Below are 14,650 nucleotides of genomic sequence, written 5' to 3'. Positions count from 1 at the left end.
AAATTAGTTCAATTAAATTGAATAGATGCAATAAAGAGTAAATCGTAAATTATAATCAATAAAATTAAATAATAAAATATATGATAAATAAGATGAATATCATGATATATAGTTATATTATTACCAATTGTAGGAGGTAGCTAGTATGATTTCTTTTGATATATATAAAAATAAATTTTCGAGTGTTCACTTTATTGGAATAGGCGGTATAAGCATGAGTGGACTAGCTGAAATATTAATTAATGAAGGATATAATGTATCCGGATCGGATATGAAAGATTCACCTCTATTAGATAGATTGAGAGAAAAAGGTGCTAAAATCTATATAGATCATAAAAAAGAAAATATAAAAAATCCAGATTTAGTTGTATATACAGATGCAATTAGTAATGATAATCCTGAGTATTTGGAAGCTTTGGACAAGGGATTAACTACAGTAGATAGAGGATCATTTTTAGGTCAGTTAATGCGAAAATATGAAAATTCCATAGCTGTTTCTGGAACTCATGGAAAAACCACTACTACAGGTATGCTCTCTGTTATATTAAACGAATCCTTTTTAGATCCAACTATACTCTTAGGGGGACAGCTTGATCAAATAGGAGGAAACGTTAGAATAGGAAAAACTAAACTACTTCTAACTGAGGCTTGTGAATATAAAGGAAATATTCTAAAGTTTTATCCTACTATTGGAATAATTCTAAATGTAGAAGCTGACCATTTAGATTATTATAAAGATTTAGATGAAATTATAGATACTTTTTCTAAATTTGTAAGACAAATTCCTGAAGAGGGATACATAGTAGTAAATAACGATGATAAAAACACAGTAAAATGTCTTAAAAATCCAAGTTGCAATGTAGTTACTTTTGGTATAAACAATGATAGTGACTATAAAGCAAGTGATATTAGATTTGATGAAAGTGGATATTCTCATTTTAAATTAACTATAAATAATAACGAATCCTATGATGTCTCTTTAAATGTTATGGGTATTCATAATATATATAACTCATTAGCTGCAATTGCAGCATCTCATGTATCTGGAGTTAGTATAAATGAGGTATTAAGTTCAATAAAAAACTATACCGGTACTCACAGAAGACTAGAAGATAAAGGCTCTTTTAATAATATTAGAGTCATAGATGATTATGCTCATCATCCTACTGAAATAAAAGCAACTCTTTCAGCAGTTAAAGAATTGGGGCTAAATAACACTTGGTGTATATTTCAACCTCATACCTATACTAGAACCAAAACTCTTTTAAAAGAATTTGGAGAATCTTTTTTCGATGCCAATAAAGTATTAATATCTGATATATATGCTGCTAGAGAAAAAGATACAGGTATGATACATTCTAAAGACTTAGTTGATCTTTTAAAAACTAATGGAATAGATGCTCTATATTTTGACTCATTTGATAAAATCAAAAGTTATATAAAAGAAAATGCTAAAAATGGCGATTTAGTATTAACTATGGGTGCAGGAGATATTCATAAAGTTGGAGAAATGTTAGTTAACAAATAATTTAAAAAGGGATTTAAGTAAAACTTAAATCCCTTTAACTTAATTTGCTTTCTTTTATTCTTTTATATTTGAAAGATCATTTCCAAATATATCTTCCATCAATTTTCTCGTTTCTTTCTTATCATATACAAAGTATGCTAGCTTTTGCTTTCCATATTGCTTATATTCAGCTTCTCCTGGTAAAGTAGTCATTTTTATATCGTTTTTATCTATACCCATTGCTTTAGTTCCATATTCTAATGCATCAGTAATTCTTATATCTGTTTCAACTTCTTGTATTGAAGTCTTAACAAGTGATAAGAACTTCAAACTTAATGCCTTATCTATGAAAGATGTTACAAATCCTTGCTGTGCTTTTATTCTACCTAAATCACCTTCACTGTATCCAACCTTATATGAATTATCATGTCTGAATCTTAAAAATTGTACAGCTTTCTTACCATTTAGCGTTTGTTTTCCTTTCGGTATATCTATACGTAATGGTGGTTTATCCGTAGGATCAAAATATTTCATATGAAAAGGTACGTCAACCTCTACCCCTCCAACTGAATCTACTATATTTTCTACTCCCTTATAATCTATCATAGCATAGTGATCTATTAAACCTTCTACTCCTAATACATCTTCAACGGCATTTATAGTACCTTTTATCTTTTCAGCACCATAAACAGCATTTATCTTTCTTTGATCTGCACGTTCATATCCACTTCTATAATAATAAGTATCCCTAGGTATAGAAACTACGTCAACCTTTTTATGTTCCATATCGAAACTACAAAACATCATGGTATCAGTTCTTGCTCCTTCCATTCCTAAGAGTAAAACATTAACTCTCTTATGTCTACTAGATTTTGCTGCTTTTTCTAGTGGATCTTTTATTTTATCTAATTCTTCTTGTGATAGTGTTGGGTTTTTTCCTTCTTTATCAAATATTTTATAATAAGTAGCCATTCCAGCACCTATAGTCAATGCAAAGCAAATAAATGCCATAAAAAAGATTTTTAAGAATCGCTTCATCACTTTCTCCTTTCACCTTGAGTATCATTTTGCAAAATTCTACATTATTTGTCATGTTGAGATTATATCATAAATCTAAATATATAAAAGTTAAAATTAAATTACATTTTATATCTATGTAATTTACAAAATAAAAAACAGTCTAGATTATAGACTGTTTCATTCAATAATTTAGACTGTATATTAATCCTATTCATTTACGCTATATACTTCCATCATAAGTCTTCTTACTTCTTTAGGATTGTGTATAAAATAGGATAGTTTTGACTTTCCATATCTTCTATCTTCACTTGCCCCTGGAAGAGTAGTCATAGTTATGGATTCTGATCCTATTCCAATAGCTTCTGGACCATAGTATAACGCATCTTTTAACTTTATGTCAGTTTCTACATTATCAAGAGCAGTGCTAATAACTTTCGGTAACTTTATACTTAATGATTTTTTAATAAAAGAAGATACAAATTGTTGCTGAGCTTTTATTCTTCCAATATCCCCTTCTTTATAACCTACAGTATAATCATTATTATGTCTAAATCTTAAAAACTCTATGGCTTTTTTACCATTTAATGTCTGTCTTCCTTTTGGTATATTTATACGTAACGGTGGTTTATCTGTAGGATCAAAATATTCCATGTCAAAAGGTACATCTACTTCTACTCCTCCAACTGAATCTACTATCTTTTCTACTCCCTTATAATCTATCATAGCATAATAATCAATAGAAATATCAGTTCCTAATATATCTTTTATAGCACTTTTTACTCCTTCTATTTTTTCAGCTCCATAGACAGCATTTATCTTTCTTTGATCTGCATATCCATATCCTTTTCTATAGTAATAAGTATCTCTAGGTATAGAAATTATATGTAGTTTTTTATTCTCCGTATCAAAACTACCAAACATAATAGTATCAGTTCTAGATCCATCCATTCCTAATAACAACGCATTCACTACTTTATTTCCCTTTGTCTTTATAGCTCTTTCTAAGGGATCTTTAATTTTGTTTAGTTCTTCTTCAGATAATGTAGACTCTTTTTCCATTTTAGAGTGAGTTCTATAATAGACACCTGCTCCAATTCCAATTACAAAGGTAAATAAAATAAAAGCTACAACAAAGATTTTAAAAAAGTACTTCATTACTTTCTCCTTTCATCTTCTAGCTTTTCTAACCACATAAAAGTGAAAAATCTAGTTTAGTCAAACTGTGTAGTTAAAAAGTATCATATATTATATTAATAATAACCTCTAACTTCAATTTAATACAAATTATCTATTCCTAGATTTTATCACTTTTAACTAAAAATTTCTATATTTATTTACCAAAATGTCTTAATTATAATCTATATCTTTATTTTTTGTAAGTTAAACGTTTTCTTCTCTAGTCCTATAGTATTTCGTTTTGATTCATTATCCACATTATCATTATCAAATCCAATGAAAATAGCTAGGATAACAGCTACACCTATAAAAATTAAAAATCTATATAAAGTATTCTTTTTTCTATAACTCATAATTTTCCTCCTTTTTTAAAAAACAGGGTAAAAAATATGCTCACATATTCTTACCCTGTTTTTATCCAAATAAATATTTTTTATTTCCATACACCTATTGCTCTTATTTTTTCATATCTTTTTTGAACAAGTTTTTCTACATCAATATTCACAAGACTAGGTAAGACTCTTAATATATAATCCTTAATACTTTTTGACATATCATCTATATCTCTATGAGCCCCTCCTAAGGGTTCCTCTATGATATCATCTATTACCTTTAACTTCAATAGGTCTTGTGACGTAAGTTTCATAACTTCAGTAGCATCTTTAGCAAGTCCTGAATCTTTCCATAATATACTTGCAAGTCCTTCAGGTGTTATAACCGAATATATAGAGTGCTCTAACATAGCTACTTTATCTGATACGCCTAGTGCTAAAGCTCCACCACTTCCACCTTCACCAATAACTATAGATATAACTGGAGTTTTTAGCTTACTCATTTCTAAAAGGTTCATAGCTATTGCTTCTCCTTGACCTCTTTCCTCAGCTCCTAGTCCACAGAAGGCTCCTGCCGTGTCTATAAAAGTAACTATAGGTCTTTTAAACTTTTCCGCTTGTTTCATAAGTCTCAAAGCTTTTCTATATCCTTCTGGATGTGGCATTCCGAAATTTCTCTTTATATTTTCCTTTGTATCTTTCCCTTTCTGATGTCCTATAACAGTCACAGGTACTCCTTCTAGTATTCCTATTCCTCCAACTATAGAACTATCATCTGCATATAGCCTATCTCCATGAAATTCTATAAAATTTGGTACTATTCTTTCTATATACTGTAAAGTCGTTGGTCTTTCCTGTGCTCTCGCTATTTTAACTTTTTGCCAAGGAGTTAGATTAGTATATATCTCTTTCTTCATTTTTTCTACTTTATTTTTTAAAATATTTATTTCTTCAGATAAATCTACATCTTTATCCTTAGCAAAGCACTCTAATTCATAGATTTTATTTTGTAATTCTACTATAGGCTTTTCAAATTCAAGGGTATTATTCAACTCCTTCACCCCCTAATGAGTGAATAAATAGTATATTAGCTAATGTATCTTTCATGTCTTTCCTATGAACTATTTTATCTACAAATCCTTTTTCTTGTAAGAACTCAGCTTTTTGAAATCCATCTGGTAACTTTTGTCTTATCGTTTGTTCTATAACTCTAGGCCCTGCAAAACCTATTAAGGCTTTAGGCTCTGAAATTATTATATCTCCTAACATAGCAAAGCTAGCAGTTACTCCTCCAGTAGTTGGATCAGTAAGAACAGATATATAAGGTAGTCCTTCTTCTCCTAATTTTCCTAATGCAGCTGATGTTTTTGCCATTTGCATTAAAGACAGTATACCCTCTTGCATCCTTGCTCCTCCTGATGCAGAAAATATAATCACAGGTAACCTCTTCTCAATAGCTTTTTCTATAGCTCTAGTAATTTTTTCTCCAACTACTGATCCCATACTTCCCATCATAAATTTAGAATCCATAACACAAATTACACATGGGTTATCTTTTATTTTTCCTTCTCCGGTTATAACAGCATCTTCTAAATTAGATTGAGCTTTAGCTTTATCAATTTTTTCCTCATATTCAGGAAAATCAATAGGATTAGCTGAACTCATATCTTTATCGTATTCTACAAATGTACCTTCATCTATTATTAAATTTATACGTTCTTTTCCACCAATTCTAAAGTGATGATTACATTTTGTACATATGTTAAAGTTATCAGCTATATCCTTTTTTAATACTATTTCTTCACATTCACCACATCTTGCCCATATATTCTCATCTAGCTTTATTTCAATCTTTTCTTTCTTATCTTCACTATTATTAGTTTTATACTCCATATCATAGGAAGTTTTATTCTTACTTTGATATAGAGTTATCGTTGCATATTTTTTCTTTTTTTGGAACAAGTCTTTTAGCATATTGTTCCTCCTCTCAACCATTTACCTTGATATTATCTCTTTTTCTAGAAAAGATGTATCTATCTTATTTTTTACAAAGCTTTCATTCTCCAGTATTTGTTTATGAAACTCTATATTAGTATGAATTCCTGTTATTATAGTCTCATCTAAAGCTCTTTTCATTCTACTTATGGCTTCTTCTCTATTACTTCCCCACACTATTAATTTGCCTATCATTGAATCATAAGTAGGTGGTATTTTATATCCGCTATATATATGACTATCTATTCGAGTACCATATCCTCCAGGAATAAGTAAATCTTCTATAGTTCCTGGAGATGGTCTAAAGTTCTTGTCAGTATCTTCGGCATTAATTCTACATTCTATAGCATGACCATTTATTTTAATATTATCTTGACTAACTTCTAGTTTTTCTCCATAAGCTATTCTAATTTGCTCTTTTATTAGGTCCAAACCTGTTATTAGTTCTGTTACGGGATGTTCTACCTGAATCCTAGTATTCATCTCTATAAAATAAAAGTTATTATATTTATCTAATAAAAATTCAATTGTCCCAGCACTTACATAATTAACTGCTTTAGCTGCTTTTAACGCTGATTCCCCCATTTTGCTTCTAAGGTCATCTTTCATAATACTACAAGGTGCTTCTTCTATAACCTTTTGATTTCTTCTTTGTAATGAGCAATCTCTTTCTCCCAAGTGAATTGTATTCCCATACTTGTCAGCAAGTATCTGAAATTCTATGTGTCTTGGCTCTTCTATAAATTTCTCTACATACATTAAGTCATCATTAAATGCAGACTTAGCTTCAGCTTTAGCAGTGTCAAACTTTTCTATGAATTCCTCTTCATTATATACAATTCTCATTCCTCTACCACCACCGCCGCTAGCAGCTTTAATCATGACAGGAAATTTAATTTCTTTTGCTACTTTTAAAGCCTCCGATGAATCTGTAGTAGAACTCTCAGATCCTGGTACAACAGGTACACCTGCTTCTATCATAGTTTTTCTAGCCTCTGATTTGTTTCCCATTTTGTTTATATGTTCTTCATCAGGACCTATAAATGTTATATCATGCATCTTACATACTTCTACGAGTTTTGGATTTTCTGATAGAAATCCATATCCTGGATGTATAGCCTCTGAATTAGTTATTAATGCAGCAGTTATTATATTTTTTATATCCAGATAACTTTTAGAAGAGTTAGCAGGGCCTATACATATAGCTTCGTCAGCCATGTGAACATGCAAGGAATCTCTATCTATATCCGAATATACTGCTACTGTTTCAATTCCCATTTCCTTACATGCTCTTATAATTCTTAAAGCTATTTCACCTCTATTGGCTATAAGTATTTTTTTAAACATTTATCAAACTACCTCCTAATTATCATCAAAGGCTGGTCATATTCTACTATATCTTCATTTTCTACTAAAATTTCAAATATTTCTCCTGAAACTTCACTTTCAATTTCATTCATTATTTTCATAGCCTCTATTATACAAAGAGTTTGACCCTCGTTTACTTTACTTCCTACTTTAACAAAAGGCTCTGCATCTGGGCTAGATGCTCCATAAAAAGTCCCCACTATTGGAGATTTAATTATATACATATCCTCTGATAAAGCTCTTTCATCATCTTCTACATTTAAATCTTTTACTTCTATAACTTCATCTTTATCCTCTATATCTTGTATTTCATCTTTTATAACATGTGATTGACTATATACCTTAGTATTCTTAGTTTCTGAAACTTCACTATTTTTTGAAATACTTATTTTAAAATTTCCATTTTCTATATCAACTTTATCTATTTTGGTCTTATCAATTGTTAATATTAAATCTTTTATATCTTTTATATCCACCATCTATTCCTCCTAGGATAGTTTGTTGTATGATTTTAGTACCTACTACTAATAGTTGTTCCCATTGTATCATATTATTCTTACCTTTGGCAATTAGAAATAAAGTAGAATACTGTCATATTGTAAAAAAACTCCTTTTTAAAGTATAATTTTATTACTTAATAGTAATTAATATAATAGTTTCAATTAAAATAAATATCCATAAGCCTCGCTTATGGATCTCTCTATGTAACAAAAAACTACCTATGCAGGTAGTCTTTTCTTATCTAATTAATATATTATTTTAATTCTCTTATTATTCCCATAGGAGTCTGTTCTCCCCCTTGACCTAAAGGATTGTCCTTTAAAATTTTAATCAATTCTTCAGTATCTATACTATCATGAGATACACCTAAAATATTTCCTCCAATATCATTTATATCTACTACAGCTACTTTTACATTGCCTAAAGACTCACTTAAAGTTTTAGCTACTTGATCAGGATTTTTAGGTCCCAAAACTACATGAGTATCATAAGGAGGAATAGTTCCTTCCGTAGGTCCATCAATTGAACGAGCTTTGTATCCAGCTATACGATAAAAGTCTCCTCTTCTTCTAAAAAGCACCTTAGTAATAGCTCCTATAATAGACGCAAATAAAATTCTTAATACACCACATTCTCTTAAAGCCATCTCCATAGTTTCAGGCATTCCTAAGCCTATCCCTGCAGGAGTTTTCGTAACAAATTTAGATAAAAATACAGCTAAAGAGCTTGGCTTAATATCTTTTAAAGGAATAGCTCTCCCTTGAGTAATAGCAATAATCTTCTCTGTTACAAATACTATATCGTCATTTTCTATTTTGTCTTTTACATATTTACAAACTACATCTACAATATTATCATCTTTAGTAATTAAGTGAGTTTTTACAGGGATACGAACAAATTTTCTTTCACTTAACTCAATACTTAGTTCTTTTCCTTTATTGGCCATCATTGGTTGAAATTGGTCCATAAAATATCCTCCTGTTACATTTAAAATACACATTATTTTAAATTATCTTTTTAAAGTTACCTCAATTTATATTATAAACTATATCTTTAATATTTCTATTAAATTTATTCTAACTTTAATTATATCCTATAAGTTTAACAATTTTATTAAATTTATCTTAATATTTTTTTAATTTTTATAGGTGGTTGTCTATTCAAGCAAATTATATATAAGATATTCAATATAATATTAAAAATAAGTAACTTTTTAATAAATTTATCTCTTTATATTGTAAGATAGATTTATATAAAGGTCTATAGTCTTCTTTTATTTAAACATAATTTATCAAGGAAAGAAATTATGTTAAATTAGTATTAATACTAATTCTTTAAAATCATATCCATAAATTATTAAGCTAGATATAATAAAAAAACACTGTCAATATCATTAAACCTAATTGATATTAACAATGTTTTTATAATTATAAAAATAAAATATAAAATCTTCTATTAGTGTTCTTGTTTTTCTCCATTTATAGTTATCCTAACTTTTTTTACTTCTAAATTTTTACCTGATAATCTTACTGCCTCTTCTGCTGCCATAACTATTCCAGTACAACATGGTACTTCCATATGTGCTACAGTTATTCCTTTTATGTCATTTAACTTAATCATATTAGTAAGCTTTTCAATATAAAATTTTATATCATCAAGTTTTGGGCATCCTACTACTACTGATTTGTTTTTTAATAAATCTAAATGAAAGTTAGGGTAAGCAAAAGGTACACAATCTGCCGCAATCAGTAACTCCCTACCATCTAGAAAAGGAGCAAGCTCTGAAACTAGTTTTAATTGTACTGGCCACTGAGTTAATTGTGGTTTGATCTTTATTTCTATGTCCCCTGATGATATTGATTGATGACTTTCATCACTATTTGATTGTCTATTTAAAACCATAGTTCTAGTTCCTGGACATCCGCCACCTATATTATGATTACTCTTAGAAGCTTTCATATTATTTAGATGATCTTCAACTGCCTTTTCATCAAATTCATCAGCATCTCTTTCTATTAGCTTTATAGCATCTTTAGGACAATGTCCTAAACAGTTTCCAAGACCATCGCAAAGATTATCTGCTATAAGCTTTGCTTTACCATTTACTATTCTTATAGCTCCCTCTTCACATTTTGGAATACAAAGTCCACAACCATCACATTTTTCTTCATCTATCTCTAAAATTTTTCTAATAGCCATATCTAACCACTCCTTCTTCGTATTAATACTTTAAATATATTAATATCTAAAATGTAAATTATATTTAAGTTAATCTTTAATTATTTTCGTTCTAAATTAAATACTCAAATTTCTTTATACCAAATATTATATATTAATTATAACCTTTGTGTATAAGCTAAATATGTGAATTAAAACAAAAAAAAGTGTGAGATTAATCACACAAAAAAGCTATTGGAATAAATAAGAATAAATCTTTAATTACACCAATAGCCTAATATTATAAAAACAATCCTTCTACTACAATTTCTTGATCTGGTAAATCTGAAACCCTATCAGATAATTTTATTGTTATTGTATCTTCCGTTTCAGCATCTTCAAATAAATATACAGTATATTCTTCTACTTCATATTTTTTATATTCTTTAGGATCCACCGGTTCCTTTAGCCTTACAAATATCTCTGGCAAGGAACCTCAGCAACTACCTAAAAGTTCCTTATCTATCGTTATATTATTTCTTCTTCTCCCTCTCAAAACATCTTTTACTTCATCATCTATTATAATATTCATCATAACCCTCCACTCAAGTAGAATTTATGTTTATAATATACCCACTTATAAATATAACCTACCAAATATATTCTTAAAATATCTCTACTATAAAACTCAGAGGTTTATATAGTATAAATTATGTATCTTATTAGTTAAAACTATTACAGGCAATTATTTACTAAATAAATTTTTAAAAATTATTCTTACATAAATTATTAAAACTCAACTTAGTCCATCATAATATTTAATATATTATAAGTTAGTTTTCTATGAATATCTAGTTTTAACTTCAACGAAAATTTTTCCATACATTTCCACCATAGTTTCTTTCTATTAATACTCTAGTTAAAAAGCTTAAAATATAATAATTTTTAAACTTATTTTCTGTTAGTTATATTTTTATTTATATGTAATTATTTTAACATACGATCTAGATAATATTCTTTTTTAGTATGTAAATATTATAGTATAATTTAATGTAAATAAAAGTTTTTATATAAATGTCTATTTTTTTACTCAAAGTTATCATATATATTTTTAGACTTCAAATAATAAATATACAATACTTTATTTTAAGTATTATATTTCTATATTTTAAATATCTTATACTATTTAACTATATATGATAAATTAGTAAATATTTTAAAGTTAAACTTTAATTTGAAATGTATTTTTTATAGTCAAGGAGGAATAATATGAGTAATTTAGATTTCATCTATAAAAGACATAGTGTAAGAAAGTTCAAAGACAGAGATGTTCCTATTGAAGACTTAAAAGAAATTTTAAAAGCAGCTACATATGCTCCTTCAGGCAAAAACCTTCAGAACTGGCACTTTGTAGTAATAAAAAATAAAGAAAAAATAAATCAACTAGCCGAAATAGTAGAGAAAAAAAATGAAGAACTTGCTAGTTCTACTTCAGATGAAGAGCTAAGTAAGAGCTTTAGAAAATATGTTAAATATCACACTGTATTTAAAAATGCTCCTATAGTAATATTAGTCTATGCTGGACCTTATCCTATTACTGGCATTGATCTTCTAAAATCTAAGGGATTATCTAATGAAGAACTAGAATATTATTCAAAACCATCACCAGGTATTCAAAATATAGCTGCTGCAATGGAAAATCTTCTTTTAGCTGCCGCTAATATGGGATATGGCACTTGCTGGATGACTGGACCGATATATGCTGGTAAAGAAATAGAGAACTTTATAGGATTAAAAAAAGAAGATTATCATCTAGCTGCTATTACACCCCTTGGAGTTCCTGAAGATTCAAAGATAATTAGTCCTCCTAGAAAACCGCTAGAAGATGTAATAACTATCATAGATTAGAAAATTTTTATAAGGATATTTTCTTTCTTTTATTCCAAACTATAAGTATAGGATATAATGAAAGGAGGAAAATTTATGTTTCTTTATAGAGCAGATAGTATCCTTAATGGAAATCAAAATATAAAAGTAACATATAAAAATAAAGAAGTATGGCTTGAAAGTTTAGATAGCCGTAGTGGTGAAGCTGAAGTTAAAATGCTTGATAGTAATGAAGTAATAAAAGTTCCAGTAAGTGAATTAAAAAATCATGGGCCTCAAATAGAAGGACTTAAATAAATTTATAATGGATTTTTATACTAAATAGTTTCTTAAGGTGTCGGCAAAGTCGACACCTTTTAATTTTTTAATATAATCTTTAAATAAGAAATGTTGATTATTTAATATTGTAACTATACATACTTTAATTCTATCAAATTTTACTTTGAAACAACTGTTAGCTCGTATATAATTTACTATGTAATATATGATTAATGTTAACGAAGGGAGTACAAGATGAGTATTTTAACAGTAAAAAATCTAAGTCATGGATTTGGAAATCGAGCAATTTTAAATGATGTTTCTTTTAGACTTTTAAAAGGTGAACATATTGGTCTTATTGGAGCAAATGGTGAAGGTAAGTCTACTTTTATGAATATAATAACTAGAAAGTTAGAACCAGATGAAGGTCAAGTTGAATGGGCAAAACGAGTTAGGATCGGTTATTTAGATCAACATACTGTACTTGAAAGAGGTTTAACTATACGTGACGTCCTAAAAAATGCATTTAAATATCTTTTTGACCTTGAAATAGAAATGAATCAAATATGTGAAAAGATGGGAGAAGCTAGCCCAGAAGAATTAGAGCAAATGCTTGAAGAATTAGGAACAATTCAAGATACATTAACAAATAATGATTTTTACATTATAGATTCAAAAGTTGAAGAAATTGGTCGTGGTCTAGGTCTAGATGATATTGGACTTGACAAGGACGTACAAGATCTTAGTGGAGGACAAAGAACTAAAGTCCTACTTGCCAAATTACTTCTTGAAAAGCCAGACATACTTCTTTTAGATGAACCTACAAACTATTTAGATGAAAAGCATATAGAATGGCTAAAACGTTATTTACTAGAATACGAAAATGCTTTTATCCTTATTTCACATGATATTCCTTTTTTAAATAGTGTTATTAATATTATATATCATGTAGAAAATCAAGAACTAAATCGTTATGTTGGAAACTATGATGATTTTCTTAGGGTCTACGAAGCAAAAAAACAACAATTAGAAGTAGCTTATAAAAAGCAACAACAAGAAATTGCGTCTCTTAAAGATTTCGTTGCTAGGAATAAGGCACGTGTATCTACTAGAAATATGGCAATGTCAAGACAGAAAAAATTAGACAAGATGGAAATTATAGAACTTGCAAGAGAAAAGCCTAAACCTGAATTTAAGTTTAAAGAAGCTAGAACCTCGGGAAAAATTATCTTTGAAACAAATAACCTAGTCATAGGATACGATGAGCCACTCTCTAAACCTCTAAACTTGGTCATGGAACGTGGACAAAAAGTCGCACTTGTTGGAGCAAATGGAATTGGGAAAACTACGTTATTAAGAAGTATACTTGGTGAAATAAAGCCGAGTTCTGGTTCTGTCCTACTTGGTGATTACCTAAACATAGGTTATTTTGAACAAGAAATTAAAGAAGCAAATTATAATACTTGTATCGAAGAAATCTGGGAGTGCTTCCCATCTCTTAGTCAATATGAAGTTCGAGCTGCTCTTGCAAAGTGCGGTTTAACAACTGAACATATAGAAAGTAAAGTAGTTGTTTTAAGTGGTGGTGAGCAAGCTAAAGTACGTTTATGTAAGCTCATTAATAAAGATACTAATCTTTTAGTTTTAGATGAACCAACAAACCATCTTGATGTAGATGCAAAAGAAGAGCTTAAACGTGCCCTTAAAGCATATAAAGGAAGTATTCTTATTACATGTCACGAACCTGAATTTTATAAAGATATTGTAACCGATACTTGGAATTGTGAATCTTGGACAACAAAATATTTTTAAAATAAAATATATTTAACTCACAGTTGTTTATTTATCTTGCCAAAATTATATTAGTTTATATTCTCTTTATAATCTTGGCAAGGTTTTAATTAAAATTTCTATCATTATTACATAATTTTTATTTCTCTTCACAATCACTTAATTGAATATTTAGTGCATGAATAGAAATAGTCAATTCTTTTATTGATAATGCTAAAGAACTCATCAACAAGATAAGTGCTAATCCAAAAGTGATATTAGCTATTAAAGCTCTATCTTGAAAAATCATAAACATAGAAAAAACACACAGAAAGAAAGATAATACACCTAGAACTTGCATATTTCTAATAATCCTAATTCTCTTTTTTAGATTATCTATCTGTTCTGATAGTTTTTCATCAGGAATTTCCTTATGCTTATCATAAAGTTTTCTAACTAATTCTGCTAATACTAAAAAACGATTAGTATAAGCAAGTAATAATAGTGAAATTGCCGGAAATAATAATGCTGGTGTAGTCAAAGTTAATTTCATAATAATTACTCCTTGTATAAAATTTATATATGTAAATTCTTATAATATGTATAAGATATATTAATTATATGTTTTATCATTCTATAATAATATAATTGTATATATGTTTTACCACTTTATTCATAT

At 28.5% G+C, this 14,650-nt stretch carries 15 protein-coding genes; 4 read left to right on the top strand and 11 right to left on the bottom strand.

The annotated features are described in order from the left end of the window. Window positions 1–145 precede the first annotated feature (145 nt). Window positions 146–1,528 carry a UDP-N-acetylmuramate--L-alanine ligase gene (murC, locus tag CLPU_RS12065; protein ID WP_050355923.1) on the top strand — a complete coding sequence of 461 codons (1,383 nt, stop codon included), beginning with the start codon at window positions 146–148 and terminating at the stop codon, window positions 1,526–1,528. A gap of 54 nt (window positions 1,529–1,582) precedes the next feature. Here the strand turns inward: murC and CLPU_RS12060 are convergent, their stop codons facing one another. From CLPU_RS12060 to CLPU_RS12020, 10 genes are all read right to left on the bottom strand, one after another. Beyond that, window positions 1,583–2,545: an LCP family protein gene (locus tag CLPU_RS12060; RefSeq protein ID WP_050355922.1), complete on the bottom strand. Its 963-nt coding sequence runs from the start codon at window positions 2,543–2,545 to the stop codon at window positions 1,583–1,585. A 189-nt stretch (window positions 2,546–2,734) separates the two neighbouring features. Continuing rightward, window positions 2,735–3,682, bottom strand: coding sequence for an LCP family protein (locus CLPU_RS12055; protein WP_050355921.1), 948 nt, complete (start codon window positions 3,680–3,682; stop codon window positions 2,735–2,737). A 203-nt stretch (window positions 3,683–3,885) separates the two neighbouring features. Then, the gene (locus CLPU_RS17305) at window positions 3,886–4,056 is read right to left on the bottom strand and encodes a hypothetical protein (RefSeq protein ID WP_157857731.1); all 171 of its coding nucleotides are present in this window, start codon (window positions 4,054–4,056) and stop codon (window positions 3,886–3,888) included. Between the two features lie 80 nt (window positions 4,057–4,136). Beyond that, complete coding sequence (locus CLPU_RS12050) at window positions 4,137–5,096, bottom strand: acetyl-CoA carboxylase carboxyltransferase subunit alpha (protein WP_268760470.1); 960 nt, start codon at window positions 5,094–5,096, stop codon at window positions 4,137–4,139. Further along, window positions 5,080–6,009 (bottom strand): acetyl-CoA carboxylase, carboxyltransferase subunit beta, encoded by a 930-nt coding sequence (accD, locus tag CLPU_RS12045; protein ID WP_050355919.1) that lies wholly within the window; start codon window positions 6,007–6,009, stop codon window positions 5,080–5,082. The genes CLPU_RS12050 and accD overlap by 17 nt, the downstream gene beginning before the upstream one ends. Before the next feature lie 21 nt (window positions 6,010–6,030). Beyond that, window positions 6,031–7,377: an acetyl-CoA carboxylase biotin carboxylase subunit gene (locus CLPU_RS12040; RefSeq protein ID WP_050355918.1), complete on the bottom strand. Its 1,347-nt coding sequence runs from the start codon at window positions 7,375–7,377 to the stop codon at window positions 6,031–6,033. Between the two features lie 8 nt (window positions 7,378–7,385). Continuing rightward, complete coding sequence (accB, locus tag CLPU_RS12035; RefSeq protein WP_235436171.1) at window positions 7,386–7,877, bottom strand: acetyl-CoA carboxylase biotin carboxyl carrier protein; 492 nt, start codon at window positions 7,875–7,877, stop codon at window positions 7,386–7,388. 275 nt (window positions 7,878–8,152) lie between these two features. Then, entirely contained in the window at window positions 8,153–8,866 is a 714-nt protein-coding gene (locus tag CLPU_RS12030) for a coenzyme F420-0:L-glutamate ligase (protein ID WP_082154211.1), read from the bottom strand. Between the two features lie 488 nt (window positions 8,867–9,354). After that, on the bottom strand, window positions 9,355–10,098 hold the full coding sequence (locus CLPU_RS12025; RefSeq protein ID WP_050355916.1) for an ATP-binding protein: 744 nt from the start codon (window positions 10,096–10,098) through the stop codon (window positions 9,355–9,357). Window positions 10,099–10,357: 259 nt separating this feature from the next. Beyond that, a complete protein-coding gene (locus tag CLPU_RS12020; protein WP_050355915.1) occupies window positions 10,358–10,546 on the bottom strand; it encodes a hypothetical protein in 189 nt (62 codons plus the stop codon). Between the two features lie 779 nt (window positions 10,547–11,325). Between CLPU_RS12020 and CLPU_RS12015 the strand changes: the two genes are divergently transcribed. The 3 genes from CLPU_RS12015 to CLPU_RS12005 all read left to right on the top strand — a co-directional run bounded on the left by CLPU_RS12015 (window position 11,326) and on the right by CLPU_RS12005 (window position 14,013). Continuing rightward, window positions 11,326–11,964 (top strand): nitroreductase family protein, encoded by a 639-nt coding sequence (locus tag CLPU_RS12015; protein WP_050355914.1) that lies wholly within the window; start codon window positions 11,326–11,328, stop codon window positions 11,962–11,964. A 75-nt stretch (window positions 11,965–12,039) separates the two neighbouring features. Continuing rightward, window positions 12,040–12,240, top strand: a complete 201-nt coding sequence (locus tag CLPU_RS12010) for an H-type small acid-soluble spore protein (RefSeq protein ID WP_050355913.1) — start codon at window positions 12,040–12,042, stop codon at window positions 12,238–12,240. 216 nt (window positions 12,241–12,456) lie between these two features. Then, on the top strand, window positions 12,457–14,013 hold the full coding sequence (locus CLPU_RS12005) for an ABC-F family ATP-binding cassette domain-containing protein (protein ID WP_050355912.1): 1,557 nt from the start codon (window positions 12,457–12,459) through the stop codon (window positions 14,011–14,013). Between the two features lie 118 nt (window positions 14,014–14,131). On the opposite strand, the gene CLPU_RS12000 is transcribed toward CLPU_RS12005, so the two are convergent. Continuing rightward, window positions 14,132–14,524, bottom strand: a complete 393-nt coding sequence (locus CLPU_RS12000) for a DUF2721 domain-containing protein (RefSeq protein WP_050355911.1) — start codon at window positions 14,522–14,524, stop codon at window positions 14,132–14,134. Window positions 14,525–14,650: the final 126 nt, after the last annotated feature.

It is taken from the genome of Gottschalkia purinilytica (assembly GCF_001190785.1).
GTDB classification, from domain to species: Bacteria; Bacillota; Clostridia; order Tissierellales; family Gottschalkiaceae; genus Gottschalkia_A; species Gottschalkia_A purinilytica.
This window is presented reverse-complemented; position numbering and strand designations above follow the sequence as displayed.

Excerpts from the sequence above, each read along its gene's own strand:
- CLPU_RS12015 (WP_050355914.1), top strand. The coding sequence starts at position 11,326 with ATGAGTAATTTAGATTTCATCTATAAAAGACATAGTGTAAGAAAGTTC.
- CLPU_RS12040 (WP_050355918.1), bottom strand. The coding sequence starts at position 7,377 with ATGTTTAAAAAAATACTTATAGCCAATAGAGGTGAAATAGCTTTAAGA.
- CLPU_RS12025 (WP_050355916.1), bottom strand. The coding sequence starts at position 10,098 with ATGGCTATTAGAAAAATTTTAGAGATAGATGAAGAAAAATGTGATGGT.
- CLPU_RS17305 (WP_157857731.1), bottom strand. The coding sequence starts at position 4,056 with ATGAGTTATAGAAAAAAGAATACTTTATATAGATTTTTAATTTTTATA.
- CLPU_RS12030 (WP_082154211.1), bottom strand. The coding sequence starts at position 8,866 with ATGGACCAATTTCAACCAATGATGGCCAATAAAGGAAAAGAACTAAGT.
- CLPU_RS12005 (WP_050355912.1), top strand. The coding sequence starts at position 12,457 with ATGAGTATTTTAACAGTAAAAAATCTAAGTCATGGATTTGGAAATCGA.
- accD (WP_050355919.1), bottom strand. The coding sequence starts at position 6,009 with ATGCTAAAAGACTTGTTCCAAAAAAAGAAAAAATATGCAACGATAACT.
- CLPU_RS12010 (WP_050355913.1), top strand. The coding sequence starts at position 12,040 with ATGTTTCTTTATAGAGCAGATAGTATCCTTAATGGAAATCAAAATATA.
- murC (WP_050355923.1), top strand. The coding sequence starts at position 146 with ATGATTTCTTTTGATATATATAAAAATAAATTTTCGAGTGTTCACTTT.
- CLPU_RS12055 (WP_050355921.1), bottom strand. The coding sequence starts at position 3,682 with ATGAAGTACTTTTTTAAAATCTTTGTTGTAGCTTTTATTTTATTTACC.
- accB (WP_235436171.1), bottom strand. The coding sequence starts at position 7,877 with ATGGTGGATATAAAAGATATAAAAGATTTAATATTAACAATTGATAAG.
- CLPU_RS12060 (WP_050355922.1), bottom strand. The coding sequence starts at position 2,545 with ATGAAGCGATTCTTAAAAATCTTTTTTATGGCATTTATTTGCTTTGCA.
- CLPU_RS12000 (WP_050355911.1), bottom strand. The coding sequence starts at position 14,524 with ATGAAATTAACTTTGACTACACCAGCATTATTATTTCCGGCAATTTCA.